Here is an 18,748-nt window from a genome sequence, read left to right as displayed (position 1 = left end):
ACTGAGGATCAGAAAGCTTGTTTGAATCGATGTATTTCATCCGCAGATTATGCACGAATGCTAAGAAATCCGGAGTGCAAATATTAACCAAAAAGAAGATCGTTTTTTGATTTATGAAAGAGATCTAATCAACAAATGTCAACAGACCCTAATATATTGGTTAAAAAATAAACGTTTAATTTTGCAGTTATAATTTTCGATTACGAAAAATAATAATTCCCGAAAAATATAAGGGCGATTTCTGCTATATTATGAGGCGTTTTTCACATGATTAAATCATAAATTATAAGGCTCTGGAATGTTGCAACTCTCGGAACTAAAAATTGCTGTAATTGGATTGGGCTATGTGGGTTTACCACTAGCTGTTGAATTTGGTAAAAAAGTACCTGTAGTGGGTTTTGATATTCATCAAAAGCGTATTGATGAGCTACAGAGCGGACAAGATTATACTTTAGAAGTTTCACCAGAAGAATTAAAGCAAGCAACGCATTTAAGCTATACCACGAACTTAGAGCAGTTAGCAGACTGTAATTTCTTTATTGTGACAGTGCCAACCCCGATCGATGAATTTAAGCAGCCGGATTTAACTCCATTGGTTAAAGCTTCCGAAAGCATTGCAAAAGTGTTGAAAAAGGGTGATATCGTGGTGTACGAATCAACGGTATATCCAGGTGCAACTGAAGAAGTCTGTATTCCTGTTTTAGAGAAAAACTCAGGCTTAATATTCAATCAAGATTTCTTTGCAGGCTATAGCCCTGAGCGTATTAACCCGGGCGATAAACTACACCGCGTCACCAATATTTTAAAAATCACCTCAGGTTCTACCCCTGAAGTGGCTGACTTTGTTGATCAAGCTTATAACTTAATTATTGAAGCAGGCACACATAAAGCAGCCAGCATTAAAGTGGCAGAAGCCGCTAAAGTCATTGAAAACACCCAGCGTGATGTAAACATTGCCTTAATTAACGAATTGGCGGTGATCTTTAATAAAATGGGCATTGATACCGAAGCGGTATTAAAAGCAGCGGGTACTAAATGGAACTTCTTGCCTTTCCGTCCGGGATTGGTGGGTGGTCACTGTATTGGTGTAGACCCGTATTACTTAACCCATAAAGCACAAGCCATTGGTTACCACCCAGAAATTATTTTAGCCGGTCGTCGTTTAAACGATGCGATGGGGGCTTATGTGGTCACTCAGCTGGTTAAAGGCATGATTAAGAAAAAAATTCAAGTTGAAGGCGCTAAAGTTTTAGTGCTTGGTTTGAGTTTTAAAGAGAACTGCCCAGATATTCGTAATACGAAAATTATTGATATTGTGCAGGAATTGCAAGAATACCATATTCAAGCTGACGTCTATGATCCTTGGGTAGATGCTGCAGAAGCTGAGCATGAATATAACATCACGCCAGTACAGCAGTTAGAGCAAGGTCAGTATGATGCGGTGATTTTAGCAGTTGCACATGATCAGTTTAAAGCGATGGGTGCCGCAGAAATTCGTGCATTAGGTAAAGCTGAGCATATTTTATATGACCTAAAATATGTACTCGACCAATCTGAATCTGACATCCGTTTATAATTTGAATTAAGGAATATAAAGAATGAGCCAATATCAAAGCGTATGTGAGCAATTACAGCAACAGCCTAAAACTTGGTTAGTGACAGGGGTGGCTGGTTTTATTGGCTCTAATCTTTTAGAAACCTTATTAAAACTCAATCAAACGGTTGTGGGTTTAGATAACTTTGCAACAGGGCATCAACATAATTTAGACGAAGTGCAAAGCTTAGTCACTGCTGAGCAATGGGCAAAATTCCGTTTTATTGAAGGCGATATTCGTGAGTTTGCAGATTGTCAAAATGCCTGCCAAGGTGTGGACTATGTGCTACACCAAGCGGCTCTTGGTTCTGTACCACGTTCTATTGCCGACCCGATCACCACCAATGCCACTAATATTAGTGGTTTTTTAAATATGCTGACTGCAGCGCGTGATGCAAACGTTACAAGTTTTACGTATGCAGCCAGTAGTTCAACCTATGGTGATCATCCGGCATTGCCAAAAGTTGAAGAGAACATCGGTAATCCATTGTCACCGTATGCCGTAACCAAGTATGTAAATGAATTGTATGCCGATGTGTTTGCCCGTACTTACGGTTTTAAAGCCATTGGTTTACGTTATTTTAATGTATTTGGTCAGCGCCAAGATCCAAATGGTGCCTATGCTGCCGTGATTCCAAAATGGACAGCAGCTATGATTGCGGGTGATGATGTATTTATTAATGGCGATGGTGAAACCAGCCGTGATTTCTGTTTTATTGAAAATACGGTGCAAGCTAATATTTTAGCTGCTACTGCATCTGATGAAGCAAAAAATGAAGTGTATAACGTGGCAGTGGGCGATCGTACCACTTTAAATGATTTATTTAATGCCATTAAAGCGTCATTAAATGCAAATGGTGTGAACTATTCAAAACAACCTGTTTATCGTGACTTTAGAGCTGGGGATGTGCGTCACTCTCAGGCAAGTATTACTAAAATTAAAAATTTATTAGGCTACGAGCCAAAATTTGTAATTTTAGAAGGCGTAAATTTAGCAATTAATTGGTATTTAGGTAAATGATATCATATATGTTAATGCTAACACTTTTCATAATGTTAGCATTATATTTTTTCTTTGGTTTTAATTTAATGAAGGAAAAGAAGTATTTTATATTCCAATTTGGATATATTTCTTTCTATTTGCTGGTTGCTCCATTCTTACATATACTCTATGGTCCCATAAGTATAGATCTATATTACGATGATTTTATAGGCAGCATAAATAAATTAAACTTTATAAATATATTTAATGTCGTTTTTATAATATTTGGTTTATTGATTGCTTCTAGATTTAAAATTAATATAAATACTAATAAAACTATTAATTGGTTTTTATTAAAAAAAGTAAGTATATTATATATTTTAATATCTACTTCTTATTTACTTTATTTAATTGGGACTGGTAATTATTTTTATTCAGAAATTTTAGAAGAAACAAGTGGTGCATCTCTATTAGAATACATGCTGATTGAAAGTACACCTTTGATTTTATCATGGTTCATCATAGCTCATTTAAAGATCAGAGAGTCTAAAGTATTTTGGCGTTATTTTTTACTATTTACTATGGTTGCTATTATATTTTCTGGAGCTAGAGGAAGTCGTATTGCAGTAATATTTCAAATAATTAACTTCTTGATTATATATAGTATATTTATAAAATCTATAGATTTTAGAAAAATTATAATATTACTAATTTTTGGTTGGTTGTTTAATATACTGTTTAGTAATTATAAGTATGGGGGGATACAGGGGCTTGAAAATTTCTTCACGACAGGTACTGAAAGTGCTTATATAGAATCAAAAGATAATAAAACTTTACATTTTTTATTGGGTGATTTAGGACGTACTGATGTACAAGCTAAGATAATTTCTAGTATTGATGCAAAAGAATATTCTCCCTCCTATAGTCCTCAAACTTATTTATATGGATTATCATTATTATTGCCTGGAGATACTAGAAATAATTTTTTGTCAAAAAGACAACTTGGAACTCAAGCCCAATATGGTTTTGAAGCTGATAGTTCATACTCCTCTAGTCGGATTTATGGATTATTGGGCGAATCATTGTTAAATTTTGGTTATTATCTTATATTTCCTATATTTTTTCTGTATGGAGTAATTCATTTTATAACTTTGAAGCTTATGTATTTATTTAAAAATAGTGCTTTAGCGTTATTCTCTCCATTACTATTTTTTATACCTATCTACCTACTTTTTTATGATTTTGATAATATTGTTTTTCAAATTTTCAAAAATTGGTTTATTCCATTATTTGTATTTTTGTTATGTTTAAATAAGAATTTAAGAAAATCAAGATTATGATTAAATATTTAGTATCTTCTACATTTATCTTAACAGTCGGTTTAGCAATATATTCGATTTTGAATTTTTTAATAATATTTTTTATTACTAGAAATTATGGCTTTGAGGTTTTAGGTGAATATTCATTAGCTTTATCAATTGTTACTCCCTTATATATATTCATATTTCAATCCTATAGAACTTATATAGTTACTTATGAACATATAAAATATAGTCAATATGATTTTTATTCATCTAGAATTATACTAAGCTCAATTTTTATAATACCTATTTTGCTTTTATCTTTATACATAAATAATTATTTTTTAATTATAATATTTTTTGTTAAATTTATAGAGGGTTTATCTGATATTTCCTATTCTTTTTATAATAGAAATAAGAAGGTTTATTTTATAGGTTTTTCTAATGCGATAAAATCATGTATTGGTATTTTTATAATGTTTTTCTGTGTTAGGTTTTTTGATATATACTATAGTTTTTTAATATTAATTATTTTTTATTTTTTATTTTTTATTTTTTTTGATTCTGATTTTTCTTTCTTTAAGAAAATTTTAGAAAGTTTAAAAAACTTAGAGCAAAATTTTAAAAACATATATGAAATATATGGAAATATGAAATTTATGATATATTCGGCACTTATTGCTGGATTGGTTTACCATATTCCTAAATATTACTTAGGTGCTTTTAGCTCAGAAGAATTAGGTGTTTTTACAATTGTAACATCTTTGTCTATAGGAATTAATCTGGTAGCTATTTCCATGGGGCAGGTTATACAACCTTATGTTAAGGAAATGAACTTAAATAAAATTTTAATTATTATATTTTTAATGATTTTAATACTTTTAGTTGTTTTAATGGCTTTGTTTCTGCTGGTTTCAAAATTCTACAATTACATTTTTATTGATTATTTAAAGTTGAATTTTACTCTTAAAGATTTTCTATTATGTAACCTATTATTTTTATCAATTTATATAGGTCAGATTTTATCATTTGTTGCATCTTCTTACAAAAAGTATCGTGGAATATTTTTTATAAACTTTTTCAGTGTTATATTTTTAATAATTTTCTCTGGAATTTTTATAAACTATTTTGGAGGTGTTTTTGGAGGTTGTTTATTATTTATGTGTGTTGGATTAATTCAAATTTTAGGTTATTCTATAATAATTTATAAAAACTCTGGAGTTGCTCTTGAGCTCAGTTAATATCTATCTTGAGGAAAGATTTATCTACTTTGATAATAGTTACTACTCATTGGTATATGATGATTCTTATTGGGAAAGATATTTTCAGGTTTTCTCTACGATCTATGTTGTAGCACGTGTTAAAAAAATATCTGATAGTGCTCTTTTACCTGATGGTTATAAAAGATTGGATAATAAGAATGTCAGATTTAAAAAATTTCCTTACTACCATGGACTCCTCCAAAGCATAATATATTTACCTTTGGTGTTATTTTTTATTTTATTTAATGTTTTGAAGAGTCAAAATAATATTTTAAGATTGCCTGGAATAGTTTCAATTATTGCTGGCATATTTTGCTACCTTTTTAGAAAAAAATTTGCTGTAGAGCTAGTTGGTGATCCCTATGATGTTTTTTCTTCAGGAGTAGGTGGAAGGCTTTCTAGAATTTTACGCTTAATTTTTACCTGTTTAACAAAGATAATAGTACAAAAAGCTTTAGCTGTTTCTTATGTTACACAATATACTATGCAACAGAGATACCCTGCAAATGTCAAAGCTTTTACTACGTATTATTCTAGTATCACCTTAAATAATAATGTATTTAGTGAAAAAAATATTCGGACTTCTATTAATAAAAATAATTTTAGAATTCTAATGGTTGGATCATTGGAGCAAATGTATAAAGGTTTTGATATAGCTATTAAAGCTATTGATAGACTTGACTTTAAGAAAAATATCGAAGTTAACATAGTAGGTGATGGCCAGTATAGAGGTCATTTACAGAATCTTATAAATACTAGAGGAATGGAAAATACATTTATTTTTCATGGTAAAATTGCACGTGAAGACATATTTGAGTTAATGGAAAAGGTAGATCTTTTTCTTATGCCATCGAGAACAGAAGGTTTACCACGTGCTTTAATTGAAGCTATGTCTAAAGGTTTACCTGCCATAGGCAGCAATGTCGGGGGGATTCCAGAATTATTACCTAGTGATTGGATATTTGTGAATGAGGATGATCTAGAATTATCTAACAAGATATCTCTTATTTATAATTTAGATAATATAGAGGAAATATCAATTCTTAATATGTCCAAAGCAAAAGAATTTCAAGCTGATACTCTACAAGAGCGTCGTAAAAATTTATACTTGGCCTTGAAAAATAGTAGATAGATTTATGAAAGTTTTACATCTTATTAAAACAACCTCTGGAGCTACATGGGCATTAAAACAAATAGAGCAGCTTATCTATCTGGGCTGTGATGTTGAAGTTATTTTGCCAGATAATCTTGGATTAGCGACAGCATATATAGAAAAGGGTGCAAAAGTACACATTTTAAATATTGACTTTGCTTCATTGGTTAAAAAGCCAAATTTACTTCTGAGTAATATATATAAATTTCGTCAACTATTATCTGATATAAACCCAGATATTGTTCATTCTCACTTTGTTGGTAATACATTATTTATGCGTCTAGCCATGATAGGTTTAAGTATAAAGAAAGTTTTTCAGGTTGCAGGCCCATTACATTTAGAGAAAAAATTTACACGTTTATTAGATATAAAAATGGCTAATAAATACGATTATTGGATACCCACTTGTAAGTTGTCTGAACAAATTTATTTGTCTGAAAATATTAATAAAAATCGTTTAATGACCACTTTTTATGGAACAGATGTATCTACTTATAAAAAGAAAGATAAAGGTACCTTAAGAGAAGAGTTAGGGATTTCTGAATCGACTAAAATTGTTGGAATGGTAGCCTATGCTTATGCTCCTAAAAAATGGCTAGGTCAAGCACGAGGATTAAAAGGCCATGAGGATCTAATAGATGCGATGGAAATTGTTGTAGCATCAAACCCAAATGTTAAGTGTGTTATTGTAGGTGGCCCTTGGGTAGGTGCAGATGAGTATTTTAAAACTATTGTTGAATACGGAAAGAAAAAACTAGGTGATAAAATTATATTTTTAGGGACACGCAAAGATGTACCAAATTTATATCCTGATTTTAATATAGTCGTACATCCATCACATTCAGAAAATCTTGGAGGGGCAGGTGAGTCTCTTTTAATGGAGGTACCAACTATTGCAACGAATATTGGTGGATTTCCTGATATTGTTAAACCTAATATTACTGGTTGGTTAGTTCCAAAAGAAAATCCTAAGGCTTTGGCCGAAGCCATATTAGAAGCGTTATCAAATCCTCAACGTGCTTCTAATATGGCTCAAGAAGGAGCAAAACAACTCAAACAAACTTTGGATGTTAAAAAAACATCTAAAGATGTTTTTGACTTCTATAAAAAAATTCTTGTGGACTGATTTATGTTGAAACGGCTATTCGATATTATTATTGCCTCTACAGCCTTTATTATTCTTTTGCCACTATATGCATTTATTGCTTACAAAGTGAAAAAAAATCTGGGCTCTCCGGTCTTGTTTCGCCAGGTGCGTCCCGGTTTACATGGCAAGCCTTTTGAAATGATCAAGTTCCGCACCATGAAAGATGCTGTGGATGCTAATGGCAATCCCTTGCCTGATAGTGAGCGTTTAACACCTTTTGGCAAAATGTTGCGTTCAACCAGTCTGGATGAAATGCCAGAGCTGTGGAACGTAATTAAAGGCGATATGAGTATTGTTGGGCCACGCCCACTGTTGATAGAATACCTACCACTTTATAATTCCGAACAAGCCAAACGCCATTTAGTACGCCCAGGCATGACAGGGCATGCACAGGTCAATGGTCGTAATGCTATTAGTTGGGAAGAAAAATTTAAACTCGATACGTGGTATGTAGAAAATCAATCGATCTGGTTAGATTTTAAAATTATGCTGAAAACGGTAAAAAAAGTACTTGCCAAAGATGATATTAATGAAGCAGGTGAAGCCACAATGTCTAAATTTACAGGTTCAGAAAAGGATTCAAATTCATGATTTCTTATATTGGTGTATATGGTGCAAGTGGTTTTGGGAAAGAAGTCATGCCTTTGGCTAGACAACAATATCCCACATTAGAGAAACAACAATTTGTATTTATTGATGATAGTGGGGCAGGTACTAGTTTAAATGGATATCAGGTCCTAAGTTATGAAGATTTCTTAAAGTATCCTGACCAAAAAAAGGCAGTAACGATTGCAATAGCAAATAGCCAAGTTCGTGAAAAACTGGTGAAACGTTTAACTGAAGATCAAATTCAACATTTGAATATTCATGCAAGTAATACAGTTATTTTAGATGAAGTTCAGATTGGTGAAGGTAGTTTACTTTGCCCTTTCACTTGTCTGACATCCAATATTAAAATTGGAAAATTTTTTCATGCCAATATTTATAGTTATGTCGCCCATGATTGCGTGATTGGCGACTATGTCACTTTTGCACCTGGTGTAAAATGTAACGGTAATATTCATATTGAAGACCATGCCTATATAGGTACAGGTGCCGTAATCAAACAGGGTACACCAGACAAACCATTAGTGATTGGCAAAGGTGCTGTGGTTGGTATGGGCGCAGTAGTCACAAAAAGCGTCCCACCGGGCGTAACGGTAATTGGCAATCCGGCACGGATTTTAGAGAAAAAATAAGCTTTTCAATTTTAAAAATTCAGGAAACATCATGTTAAACACTGCATTTGAACCATGGCCAAGTTTTACTCAGGAAGAAGCGAATGCGGTTTCCCAGGTTCTATTGTCGAATAAAGTCAACTACTGGACCGGGCAGGAATGTCGTGAATTTGAAAAAGAATTTGCCCGCTTTGCAGGGACTCAATATGCTGTGGCACTTGCCAATGGTACAGTTGCACTGGATGTGGCCTTAAAAGCTCTGAATATTGGTGCAGGTGATGACGTGATTGTCACCTCGCGGACCTTTTTGGCATCTGCCAGCTCCATTGTGACAGCAGGTGCAAACCCAATTTTTGCAGATGTAGAGCTCGATTCACAAAACATTTCTGCCCGTACCATTGAAGCGGTACTGACCCCAAATACCAAAGCCATTATTTGTGTGCATTTGGCAGGCTGGATGTGTGATATGGATCCAATTATGCAATTGGCGCAAGAAAAAGGTCTTTATGTAATTGAAGACTGTGCCCAAGCGCATGGTGCTAAATACAAAGGTAAATCTGCGGGTTCTATTGGTCATATTGCAGCATGGTCATTTTGCCAAGACAAAATTATGACCACGGGTGGCGAGGGTGGCATGGTCACCACTAATGATGAAAGCCTGTGGAAAAAAATGTGGTCATATAAAGACCATGGTAAAAACTTTGACAGCATTTACAACAAACAACACCCACCGGGTTTCCGTTGGTTGCATGATTCGTTTGGGACCAACTGGCGCATGATGGAAATGCAAGCGGTGATTGGTCGTTTACAGTTAAAGCAAATGCCAGAATGGACAGCTCAGCGTAATGCCAATATGCAAACCATCTATGCAGCATTTGCCGATAGCCCATATTTTACGGTGCATCAGCCTTCAGAGCAGTATGAACATGCAGCATATAAATGCTATGTTCAAGTGAATATTGAACACTTGCCACAAGGTTGGTCGCGTGATCGTATTATGGCGGAAATCAATGCACTGGGTGTGCCATGCTTTAGTGGTTCATGCTCAGAAGTGTATTTAGAACATGCTTTTGATGATACACCATGGCGTCCAGCCCAGCGTTTAGCCAATGCACAACAATTGGGTGAAAGCAGTTTAATGTTCTTGGTACATCCAACTTTAAGCACTGACAGTATGGATAAAACCGTAGCTGCAATTCATGAAGTGATTGCTCGTATCTAAATCCAATATAAAAATAGGGTCAGGTAAGACCTGACCTAATTTAAAATTTTGCTATATCCATAAGTTGCAAGACTTATAATTTTTATGCACCGCATTGAGTAGAAAAATTCTGTGAAGTCCATCATTATTCGTTTGGTAGAATCGCCACGCTTAGCAAAACAATTATTTTTAATTTTATTAGATTTAGCTATTTTTCCAGTATTAATTTGGCTATGTTATGCATTAAGAGCGTTTAACTTAGGGGCAGAAGTCGTACCTAACCTTGCTTTTGGTTCAGTTTGGGTAAGTGGACTTGCAGTGTCTGCTTTGGCTATCTGTGGTATTTATCGTTTTATTGTACGGAGCTTTAACGAAGCATTTATTACCCGTTTAGCCTTGGCTACGGGTTTAGCAGTGATTAGCTTATTTGTTTTAGCTTACCTAAGCCATGCTTTTATTCCAACTTCAATTCCATTGATGTTTGGTTTTATGATGTTTGCTTGGATTTGGTTGAGCCGGGGTGTCATTCGCTTTTTGGTGCGCGCTTATACGCATAGCAATACCTTGCGTAAACGTGTGGCTATTTACGGTGCAGGCTATGCAGGTCAGCAAGTTGCCGCAACTCTACAGCGTTCTGATGAGCATACGGCCGTATTTTTCTTAGATGATAAACCGTCTTTAGCACGTCAAATGATTGGTGGTTTACGTGTTTATGCGCCTAAAGATGCTTTAGCACAGTTTGAAAAACAAAATATTGATGAAATTTTAATTGCACTGCCTTCGGTTAGTCGGGTGCGTAAAAGTGAAATTGTAAAATTTTTAGAACCAGCACATATCAAAATTACCGAAATTCCAGGTTTAACCAAATTGGTAGATGGTGAAATTCGTATCTCTGATATTCAAGAAGTGGATATTATTGATTTACTTGGTCGTGATCCTGTGCCACCAGTACAGCATTTGCTGACTAAGAATATTAAAAATAAAGTGGTGATGGTCACAGGCGCGGGTGGTTCTATCGGTTCAGAACTGTGTCGTCAAATTATTAAAAACCAGCCTAAACAGTTAATTATCTATGAATTAACTGAATTTGCGCTATATAGTATCGACAAAGAATTAGGTTTAAATACCCAAATTGAGATTATTCCGGTTTTAGGCTCTGTGCTTGATCAAGCCAAATTAGAACGTATTATTGAGCAGTATGCCGTTCAGACGGTTTATCATGCAGCGGCCTATAAACATGTACCTTTAGTGGAATGTAACCCTATTGCAGGTTTACAAAATAACTCAGTAGGTACGGCATTTAGCGTAAATGCTGCGGTTAAAAAAGGCGTAGAAACTTTTGTACTCATTTCCACCGATAAAGCTGTGCGTCCAACCAATGTGATGGGTGCATCCAAACGTATGGCAGAGCTCTATTGTCAGGCTATGGCAGCGGCACAACAAAAAACGCAAATTAGTATTGTGCGTTTTGGTAATGTACTCGGTTCATCAGGTTCGGTCGTGCCATTATTTAAGCAGCAAATTGCCAAAGGTGGCCCAATTACTGTGACGCATCCAGATGTGACGCGTTACTTTATGACTATTCCTGAAGCATCACAGTTAGTGATTCAAGCGGGTGCTTTGGGTACGGGCGGTGATGTATTTTTATTAGACATGGGTGAGCCTGTGCGTATTCAAGATCTAGCACGCCAAATGATTGCTTTAAGTGGTTTAAAAGTGCGTGAAGAGGGCAGTATGAACGGTGATATTGCAATTGAATATTCAGGTTTACGTCCGGGTGAAAAACTCTATGAAGAGCTATTGATCGATCAAGAAGATACCGAAATTACTGAACACAGCCGAATTTTACGTTCATTTGAAAAGCAGTATCCTTTAGATGAGTTACTTGTTGTATTTGAACGTTTAAATCAGTTAACTGCAGTAGACGATGATATTCAATGGGCACTTACTCAGCTTGAGCATTATGTTGATGGTTATCAACGTGGCAAAGAAATTCAGGTAAATTAATATTTTTATTTTATGAACATAAAAAAGGAGCCATGAGGCTCCTTTTTTACATCGGGGTATTATTCCACCGTCACAGACTTCGCTAAGTTACGTGGCTGATCGACATCTGTTCCACGCAGCACTGCAACATGGTATGAGAGCAGTTGTACTGGAATGCTATACACAATCGGTGCCAAGATTTCATTCACACTTGGCACATAAACCACGTGTTGACGATCTTTCGCTTTGATCCCGCTATTTTCATCTGCAAAAACAAACAACTCACCACCACGCGCTTGCACTTCTTCCATATTCGATTTGAGTTTATCCAACATGTCATCTTGTGGAGCAAGAATCACTACAGGCATATCATTATCAACCAGTGCCAATGGTCCATGTTTTAACTCACCAGCCGCATAGCCTTCTGCGTGGATATATGAAATCTCTTTAAGTTTCAAAGCACCTTCAAGGGCGATAGGGAACTCAGTTCCACGACCCAAGAATAGGCAGTGATTTTTTTCAACAAATAATTCTGATAGACGTAGAATCTCAGCATTATTTTGTAAAGTATCTAAAATCACTTTTGGTGTATGCCAAAGCGCTGCAATAATTTCAGAAACACGGTCAGTTGAAATGCTTTGCTTAATTTGACCAATTTTCAATACCAATAGCATCAATGCCGCAAGCTGTGTGGTAAAGGCTTTAGTCGAAGCAACACCAATTTCAGGGCCTGCGAGTGTCAACAAACTGTAGTTGGTTTCACGTACCATCGACGAGGTTGCCACGTTGCAAATGGTCATGGTGGTGATATTCAAGCTTTTCGCTGCTGCACGTTTTTGCGTATCACGCAGTGCAGCTAAAGTATCAGCCGTCTCACCTGATTGAGAAATACACACATACAGGGTGTTATTCACAATCACAGGCGAGCGATAACGGAATTCACTGGCAATTTCGACTTGGCAAGGCACGTCAATCAGTTGTTCAAACCAATATTTGGCAATCATGCCGGCATGGTAGCTGGTACCACAAGCGATGATTTGCACTTGTTGAATTTGGCTGAAATCTTGAGCTGCATTGGCAAGGAAATCATCACGAAGCGCATTACCATTTAATGCTTGTGAAATCGTTTGCTTAATCGCTTCAGGCTGCTCATAAATTTCTTTGAGCATATAGTGTTTATATTCACCTTTTGAAGCATTGCTGACAGTCGCATCAAGCTCTTTGATTGGACGATTCACTAATTTACCATCGACGAATACTTCAATAGTATTACGAGTTAAACGTGCAATATCACCTTCTTCAAGGTAGATAAAACGGTTGGTAATTGGTAAAAGTGCCAATTGATCCGAGCTAATAAAGTTCTCGCCAATACCGACACCAATCACGAGAGGTGAACCTTCACGCACCGTGATTAATTCATCAGGATGGTCGGTATGTACGATACCCAGTGCATAAGCACCTTTGAGTTGAGGCACCACACTTTTAACCGCTTCTAAAAGACTCGGGGTGCTTTTTAAAGCGTCATTGACTAAATGTGCAACAACTTCTGTATCTGTTTGTGAGGTAAAAACATAACCAAGCGCTTCAAGATCATCTTTAAGTTCTTGATAGTTTTCAATAATGCCGTTATGAACAACAGCAACATTACCTGAAATATGCGGATGGGCATTATTTTCAGTCGGTTTACCATGGGTTGCCCAGCGCGTATGTGCAATACCGACCGAACCTGCGATATCTGCTTCTTCAACGGCTTGTTCAAGATTTGCAACTTTACCTACGCGACGTTCACGTAGAACGTGGCCTTTATTAATCAGCGCTAAACCTGCAGAGTCATAGCCACGATATTCAAGACGCTTTAAGCCTTCAATTAAAATATTGGTAATACTACGTTCTGCAACGCCACCGACAATACCGCACATAATTTAATCCTCTTATTTCTTCAATTTTTGTGGACGTTGATAGTTTTCTTTGGCAAATTGCTTAGAACGTTCTACCGCAAGGCTGTTTTCTGCTACGTCACGAGTAATGGTTGATCCAGCCCCGACAGTTGCACCATTGGCAATGTGTACAGGGGCAACCAATGAGCTGTTTGAGCCAATAAAGGCATTGTCACCAATGATGGTTTTAAATTTATTGGCGCCATCATAGTTACAGGTAATGGTTCCCGCACCAATATTTGATCCAGCACCCACTTCAGCATCACCTAAGTAGGTGAAGTGATTGGCTTTAGAGCCTAAGCCAATGCTTGAATTTTTTATTTCAACAAAATTGCCGATATGTACTTCATTGGCAAGTTTGGCACCTGGGCGTAAACGTGAGAATGGGCCAATTTGCGTATTTTCACCCACAATAGCACTGTCAAATACACTATACGGTTGAACTTTGGTGCCAGCGGCAATTTGCGTGTTTTTTATTACACAACCAGCGCCGATTTCGACATTGTCACCGAGTTCAACATCACCTTCAATAATCACGTTGATATCGATACGGACATCTTGACCAACAGTCAATGTACCACGTAAGTCGAAACGTGCAGGATCAATCAGGTGAACGCCTTGTTGCATCAGTTGTTTAGCTTGGAATACTTGAAATTCACGTTCAAGTGCAGCTAACTGTACACGGTCATTGACACCTTCCACTTCGAAAGCGCGTTCTGGCTCAACAGATGCCACTTCGAGACCGTCAGCAATTGCCATAGCAACGATATCGGTCAGGTAATATTCACCTTGCGCATTGTTGTTGCTTAATTTTGGCAACCATTCGTGCAATTTTGCATTACTTACGGCATAAATACCGGTATTAAATTCTTTGATTTTACGTTGTTCTTCAGAGGCATCTTTGTGTTCAACAATGGCTTGAATTTTGCCATTTTCACGTACAATACGACCATAACCTGTCGCATCATTAACCGTTAGGGTTACTAAGCCAATACCTGTTTGAGTAGATGCATTGAGTAGTTTTTGTAATGTTGCTTCAGTGATGCAAGGTACATCACCCGAGAGAATCAAAGAAATACCGGTTTTTGCTAGGACAGGCAGAGTCACTTTGACTGCATGGCCTGTACCCAATTGTTCTGCTTGTTCAACCCATTTGACATTTTCATGTGCAAACGCGTTTTGAACCAATTCACCGCCATGCCCATAAATGGTAATTATTTCTTCTGCATTTAGTTTTTTCGCCGTGTTGATGACATGGCCAAGTAGGGGTTGTCCTGCGAGTGGTTGTAATACTTTGGGTAAACGAGAACGCATACGTGTCCCTTTACCTGCAGCAAGAATAATAACGCTAGTAGACATGTTTAATCCTAGGTGTTTCTATTACATAGACAAAATATAAAAATAAATACAGATGCAAAGCGCGGCCCAAAGACCTGCAATGATGTCGTCGAACATGATGCCAAAGCCACCACCGACTTGACGGTCAATGACACGAATTGGCCACGGTTTCCAGACATCAAATAAACGGAATAAAGCAAAACCAATCAATGCCCAAGTCCAGCTCATTTGCCCAAGATATAAAATCGGGAGGAAGGTAATGGACTGACCGGCAAATTCATCCCATACGATGCGGCCATCGTCATGGACACCCATGACTTTGGCGGTTTGACCACAAATATAGATCCCAATAATCGACATGAGGATCATGACTATAATGGAGTTGAAAAAGCCGATTGCAAGCCAACCTGGAATAAACAACAAAGCAAAAGCAGAGCCAAAGGTACCCGGTGCTTTGGGTGCAAGACCCGAGCCAAATCCCACGCCACAAAAGGCGATGACTCGGTTAAACCAAGACATGGATTTAAAGTTAATGGCTGGCTTATGCAAAATGCTGGTATCCCTTAAATTTTATGACTTGGTCAACACCGTGATTGTTATAACGGATTCCCAAATTTGGGGTGATTTGACCGATTTTACTAATGTTTACATCTAATTCTAGTTGCAGAAGCTTTTTATAATTCTGCGGACTTATTGTAAAGCATAACTCATAGTCATCTCCACCCGCGAGGGCGTATTGCCACTGCTTTTCTTGTTGTAATTGTTTTACATCGTGATCGATAGGAAGTTGATCTAATTCAATTTCTGCACCGACGTGTGAAGCAGCGAGGATATGTCCTAAATCTTGTGCGAGCCCATCAGAGACATCAATCATACTGTTGGCTAAGCCTTTTAGCTGTTGGCCCAGTAAGCAACGTGGCATTGGATAGTCCAAGCGCTTTTGTAATTGGTGGCCCAAATGTTTTAAGCCAAATGCAGCATCACCGACTTGTCCGCTGACGCAGATATAATCACCAATTTTGGCGCCTGAACGTGGGACAGCCTGTCCTGATTCTACCCAGCCGAGGGCTGTGACTGAAATCGTTAAATGTGGACTTTGAGTGGTATCACCACCAATTAAACTCACACCAAATTGATCGCAACAATCATATAAACCCTGACTAAAGCCTTTGAGCCAGTCATGATCAATTTGGGGTAAGCTCAAGGCCAATAAAATACTGTGTGGTTTGGCACCCATTGCGGCAATATCAGAGAGATTGACGGCAACAGATTTCCAGCCGATGGCATGTGGGTTTGTGTCGAGGGGGAAGTGACGCCCAGCAACCAGTGTATCGGCACAGATGACCAATTGTTGCTGTGGAGGAGGGGTGAGCAAGGCTGAGTCATCACCGACCCCTAAATCGACAGAATTGATATTCTGTCGATTAAAATAGGTATCAATGATCGAGAACTCAGCCATACAACGTACTACTTAAAAAATTAATTAGCTTGTTGTTTTTCTGCTGCACGCAATGTAGTCGCTAAACGATCCAATACACCATTGATGTATTTGTGGCTGTCTGCACCGCCAAAATGTTTAGCTAACTCGATCGCTTCATCTAACACGACGCGATATGGAATCTCAAGATGTTCTTTGAGTTCATATGCACCAAGACGAAGTGTTGCAAGTTCAACACCATCTAAAGCGTCTACGTCACGATCGAGTACAGGGATTAAAAGCGCATCCAATGCTTCATGATTGGCAACAACCTCGGTCAATAACTCGTGGTAATAGCCGAGGTCGACCTTGTGCATGGCATTATCCACACGTGTACGTGCTTCAATCTCATGGACAGGATTACGGCTCATTTGCCATTCATAAATTCCTTGTACAGCAAAGCGACGTGCTTTACGTTTTGCTGCATAAGTTGCTTGAAGTGTTTGCGACATAGCGTTAAATAGCCTTTAACAAGTTAACCATTTCAATAGCAGTCAAGGCAGCTTCACTACCTTTATTGCCTGCTTTTGTACCTGAGCGTTCAATCGCTTGTTCAATACTATCCGTAGTCAATACACCATTAATTACTGGTAAGCCAGTGTCTAGGCCAACAACGCCTAAACCTTTGGCACATTCGCCAGCAACAAAATCGAAGTGAGGCGTGCTACCACGAATCACTGCGCCAAGCGCGATGATGGCATCGAAACGATCTGAAGCTGCAAGTTTCTTTGCAACCACAGGAAGTTCCCAAGCACCCGGTGCATGAACAACAGTGATATTATCCTCTGATACGCCATGACGTTTCAATGTATCAACGGCACCTTCTAGCAAATGTTCAACAACAAAGCTATTAAAACGACCAACTAAAATCGCATAACGGTCTTCGTTCGCGAGATGTAACATACCTTCAATACGGCGAACTGCCATAGCAACCTCGATTATTTCTCTGATGTTTGATTTGCGGTGATGTATTCCACCACTTCTAAGTTAAAACCTGATAGTGCATTAAAGCGTAGTGGAGAGCTGAGTAGCTTCATTTTTTCCACGCCTAAATCACGTAAAATTTGTGCACCGACACCAATGGTTTGATACTGCTGAGACAGTGCCGCATTGGATTTAACATTTTTCGGTGCAGTTAAATTTTCTAAAGCAGGGCCTAAGTCCTGTAAATGACGCTGACCAATCCATACTAAAACACCACGATCGCTGGATGCGATTTCTTTCAGTGCTTTATCGAGATTCCACGCCGGAGCGCCATCTTGTTTATTCAGTTTTAGTAAGTCGCGAACTGGATTGAAACCGTGTACGCGTACAGTGGTTACACCTTGTTTTGGTTCGCCTTTCACAAGGGCTAAATGAATGTCTGGATTACCAATTTCACGGTAACGGAACAATTCAAATGTACCGTATTCTGTATCTAAGGTTTGTTGATCAATGCGCTCAACAGTTTGTTCATTGGTCATGCGGTAGTGAATCAGATCTGCAATGGTCCCCATTTTTAAGCCATGCTTTTCAGCAAACACTTCAAGGTCTGGGCGACGCGCCATAGTGCCGTCTTCATTGATGATTTCACAAATCACAGATGCGGGTTCTAGGCCGGCTAAACGCGATAAATCACAGCCTGCTTCAGTATGACCGGCACGGTGAAGGACACCACCAGGCTGTGCCATCAGCGGGAAAATATGGCCTGGCTGTACGATATCAGCCGGTTTAGCATGTGCAGCCACCGCTGTTTGAATGGTGTGCGCACGTTCAGCAGGTGAGATGCCTGTTGAAATGCCATTTGCTGCTTCAATCGACAATGTGAAGTTTGTACCGTGCTGTGCACCATTGGCATCAACCATGAGTGGTAAATTTAACTGTTGGCAACGCTCTTTGCTGAGCGTTAAGCACACAAGACCACGCGCATGCGTAATCATGAAGTTGATATCTTCAGGGCGTACGTGGGTCGCAGCGATAACAAGGTCGCCTTCATTTTCACGATCTTCATCATCCATCAGGATGACCATTTTTCCTGCACGAATATCAGCTACGAGCTCTTCAACAGTATTAAGCGGCATCAATCTTCACCTTTTTGTTTGTCTCGAATGACATTTACTTGCATTGATTGTTGCATAGTCTAACGTTTTTTTGCGTTCTTTGCCTATGCTTAT

Annotated in this window: 17 protein-coding genes; 10 read left to right on the top strand and 7 right to left on the bottom strand. The window is 37.7% G+C overall.

Going from position 1 to position 18,748, the window contains the following annotated elements:
• Positions 1 to 298: 298 nt before the first annotated feature.
• The 10 genes from tviB to FTV38_RS08420 all read left to right on the top strand — a co-directional run bounded on the left by tviB (position 299) and on the right by FTV38_RS08420 (position 11,864).
• On the top strand, positions 299 to 1,576 hold the full coding sequence (gene tviB / locus FTV38_RS08465; protein ID WP_180022213.1) for a Vi polysaccharide biosynthesis UDP-N-acetylglucosamine C-6 dehydrogenase TviB: 1,278 nt from the start codon (positions 299 to 301) through the stop codon (positions 1,574 to 1,576).
• A gap of 22 nt (positions 1,577 to 1,598) precedes the next feature.
• Positions 1,599 to 2,615, top strand: coding sequence for an NAD-dependent epimerase/dehydratase family protein (locus tag FTV38_RS08460; RefSeq protein ID WP_180022212.1), 1,017 nt, complete (start codon positions 1,599 to 1,601; stop codon positions 2,613 to 2,615).
• Between the two features lie 8 nt (positions 2,616 to 2,623).
• Positions 2,624 to 3,916 (top strand): O-antigen polymerase, encoded by a 1,293-nt coding sequence (locus tag FTV38_RS08455; RefSeq protein ID WP_180022211.1) that lies wholly within the window; start codon positions 2,624 to 2,626, stop codon positions 3,914 to 3,916.
• A complete protein-coding gene (locus FTV38_RS08450) occupies positions 3,913 to 5,118 on the top strand; it encodes a hypothetical protein (protein ID WP_180022210.1) in 1,206 nt (401 codons plus the stop codon). Before FTV38_RS08455 ends, FTV38_RS08450 begins: the two co-directional genes overlap by 4 nt.
• The gene (locus FTV38_RS08445) at positions 5,105 to 6,271 is read left to right on the top strand and encodes a glycosyltransferase (protein WP_180022209.1); all 1,167 of its coding nucleotides are present in this window, start codon (positions 5,105 to 5,107) and stop codon (positions 6,269 to 6,271) included. Before FTV38_RS08450 ends, FTV38_RS08445 begins: the two co-directional genes overlap by 14 nt.
• A 4-nt stretch (positions 6,272 to 6,275) precedes the next feature.
• A complete protein-coding gene (locus tag FTV38_RS08440; protein WP_180022208.1) occupies positions 6,276 to 7,418 on the top strand; it encodes a glycosyltransferase in 1,143 nt (380 codons plus the stop codon).
• Positions 7,419 to 7,421: 3 nt separating this feature from the next.
• Positions 7,422 to 8,030, top strand: coding sequence for a sugar transferase (locus FTV38_RS08435; RefSeq protein ID WP_180022207.1), 609 nt, complete (start codon positions 7,422 to 7,424; stop codon positions 8,028 to 8,030).
• The gene (locus FTV38_RS08430) at positions 8,027 to 8,677 is read left to right on the top strand and encodes an acetyltransferase (RefSeq protein WP_104499742.1); all 651 of its coding nucleotides are present in this window, start codon (positions 8,027 to 8,029) and stop codon (positions 8,675 to 8,677) included. Before FTV38_RS08435 ends, FTV38_RS08430 begins: the two co-directional genes overlap by 4 nt.
• A 31-nt stretch (positions 8,678 to 8,708) precedes the next feature.
• On the top strand, positions 8,709 to 9,878 hold the full coding sequence (locus tag FTV38_RS08425) for a DegT/DnrJ/EryC1/StrS aminotransferase family protein (protein ID WP_180022206.1): 1,170 nt from the start codon (positions 8,709 to 8,711) through the stop codon (positions 9,876 to 9,878).
• A gap of 111 nt (positions 9,879 to 9,989) precedes the next feature.
• On the top strand, positions 9,990 to 11,864 hold the full coding sequence (locus FTV38_RS08420; protein WP_180022205.1) for a nucleoside-diphosphate sugar epimerase/dehydratase: 1,875 nt from the start codon (positions 9,990 to 9,992) through the stop codon (positions 11,862 to 11,864).
• A gap of 59 nt (positions 11,865 to 11,923) precedes the next feature.
• Here FTV38_RS08420 and glmS read toward each other — a convergent pair whose 3' ends face one another.
• Genes glmS through ribBA form a run of 7 tightly spaced genes read right to left on the bottom strand, consistent with a single transcriptional unit; the run spans position 11,924 to position 18,655 of the window.
• Positions 11,924 to 13,762: a glutamine--fructose-6-phosphate transaminase (isomerizing) gene (gene glmS / locus FTV38_RS08415; protein WP_180022204.1), complete on the bottom strand. Its 1,839-nt coding sequence runs from the start codon at positions 13,760 to 13,762 to the stop codon at positions 11,924 to 11,926.
• A gap of 12 nt (positions 13,763 to 13,774) precedes the next feature.
• Positions 13,775 to 15,139: a bifunctional UDP-N-acetylglucosamine diphosphorylase/glucosamine-1-phosphate N-acetyltransferase GlmU gene (glmU, locus tag FTV38_RS08410; protein WP_180022203.1), complete on the bottom strand. Its 1,365-nt coding sequence runs from the start codon at positions 15,137 to 15,139 to the stop codon at positions 13,775 to 13,777.
• Positions 15,140 to 15,160: 21 nt separating this feature from the next.
• A complete protein-coding gene (locus FTV38_RS08405) occupies positions 15,161 to 15,637 on the bottom strand; it encodes a phosphatidylglycerophosphatase A (RefSeq protein WP_180003656.1) in 477 nt (158 codons plus the stop codon).
• Positions 15,638 to 15,659: 22 nt separating this feature from the next.
• Positions 15,660 to 16,577 carry a thiamine-phosphate kinase gene (gene thiL / locus FTV38_RS08400; protein WP_180022202.1) on the bottom strand — a complete coding sequence of 306 codons (918 nt, stop codon included), beginning with the start codon at positions 16,575 to 16,577 and terminating at the stop codon, positions 15,660 to 15,662.
• Between the two features lie 20 nt (positions 16,578 to 16,597).
• Positions 16,598 to 17,047 (bottom strand): transcription antitermination factor NusB, encoded by a 450-nt coding sequence (nusB, locus tag FTV38_RS08395; protein ID WP_180022201.1) that lies wholly within the window; start codon positions 17,045 to 17,047, stop codon positions 16,598 to 16,600.
• A gap of 4 nt (positions 17,048 to 17,051) precedes the next feature.
• Positions 17,052 to 17,522 carry a 6,7-dimethyl-8-ribityllumazine synthase gene (gene ribE / locus FTV38_RS08390; RefSeq protein ID WP_067765591.1) on the bottom strand — a complete coding sequence of 157 codons (471 nt, stop codon included), beginning with the start codon at positions 17,520 to 17,522 and terminating at the stop codon, positions 17,052 to 17,054.
• Positions 17,523 to 17,533: 11 nt separating this feature from the next.
• Positions 17,534 to 18,655, bottom strand: a complete 1,122-nt coding sequence (ribBA, locus tag FTV38_RS08385) for a bifunctional 3,4-dihydroxy-2-butanone-4-phosphate synthase/GTP cyclohydrolase II (RefSeq protein ID WP_111885508.1) — start codon at positions 18,653 to 18,655, stop codon at positions 17,534 to 17,536.
• Between the last annotated feature and the right edge of the window lie 93 nt (positions 18,656 to 18,748).

This window comes from Acinetobacter sp. YH16044 (assembly GCF_013417145.1).
Lineage (GTDB): Bacteria > Pseudomonadota > Gammaproteobacteria > Pseudomonadales > Moraxellaceae > Acinetobacter > Acinetobacter amyesii.
This window is presented reverse-complemented; position numbering and strand designations above follow the sequence as displayed.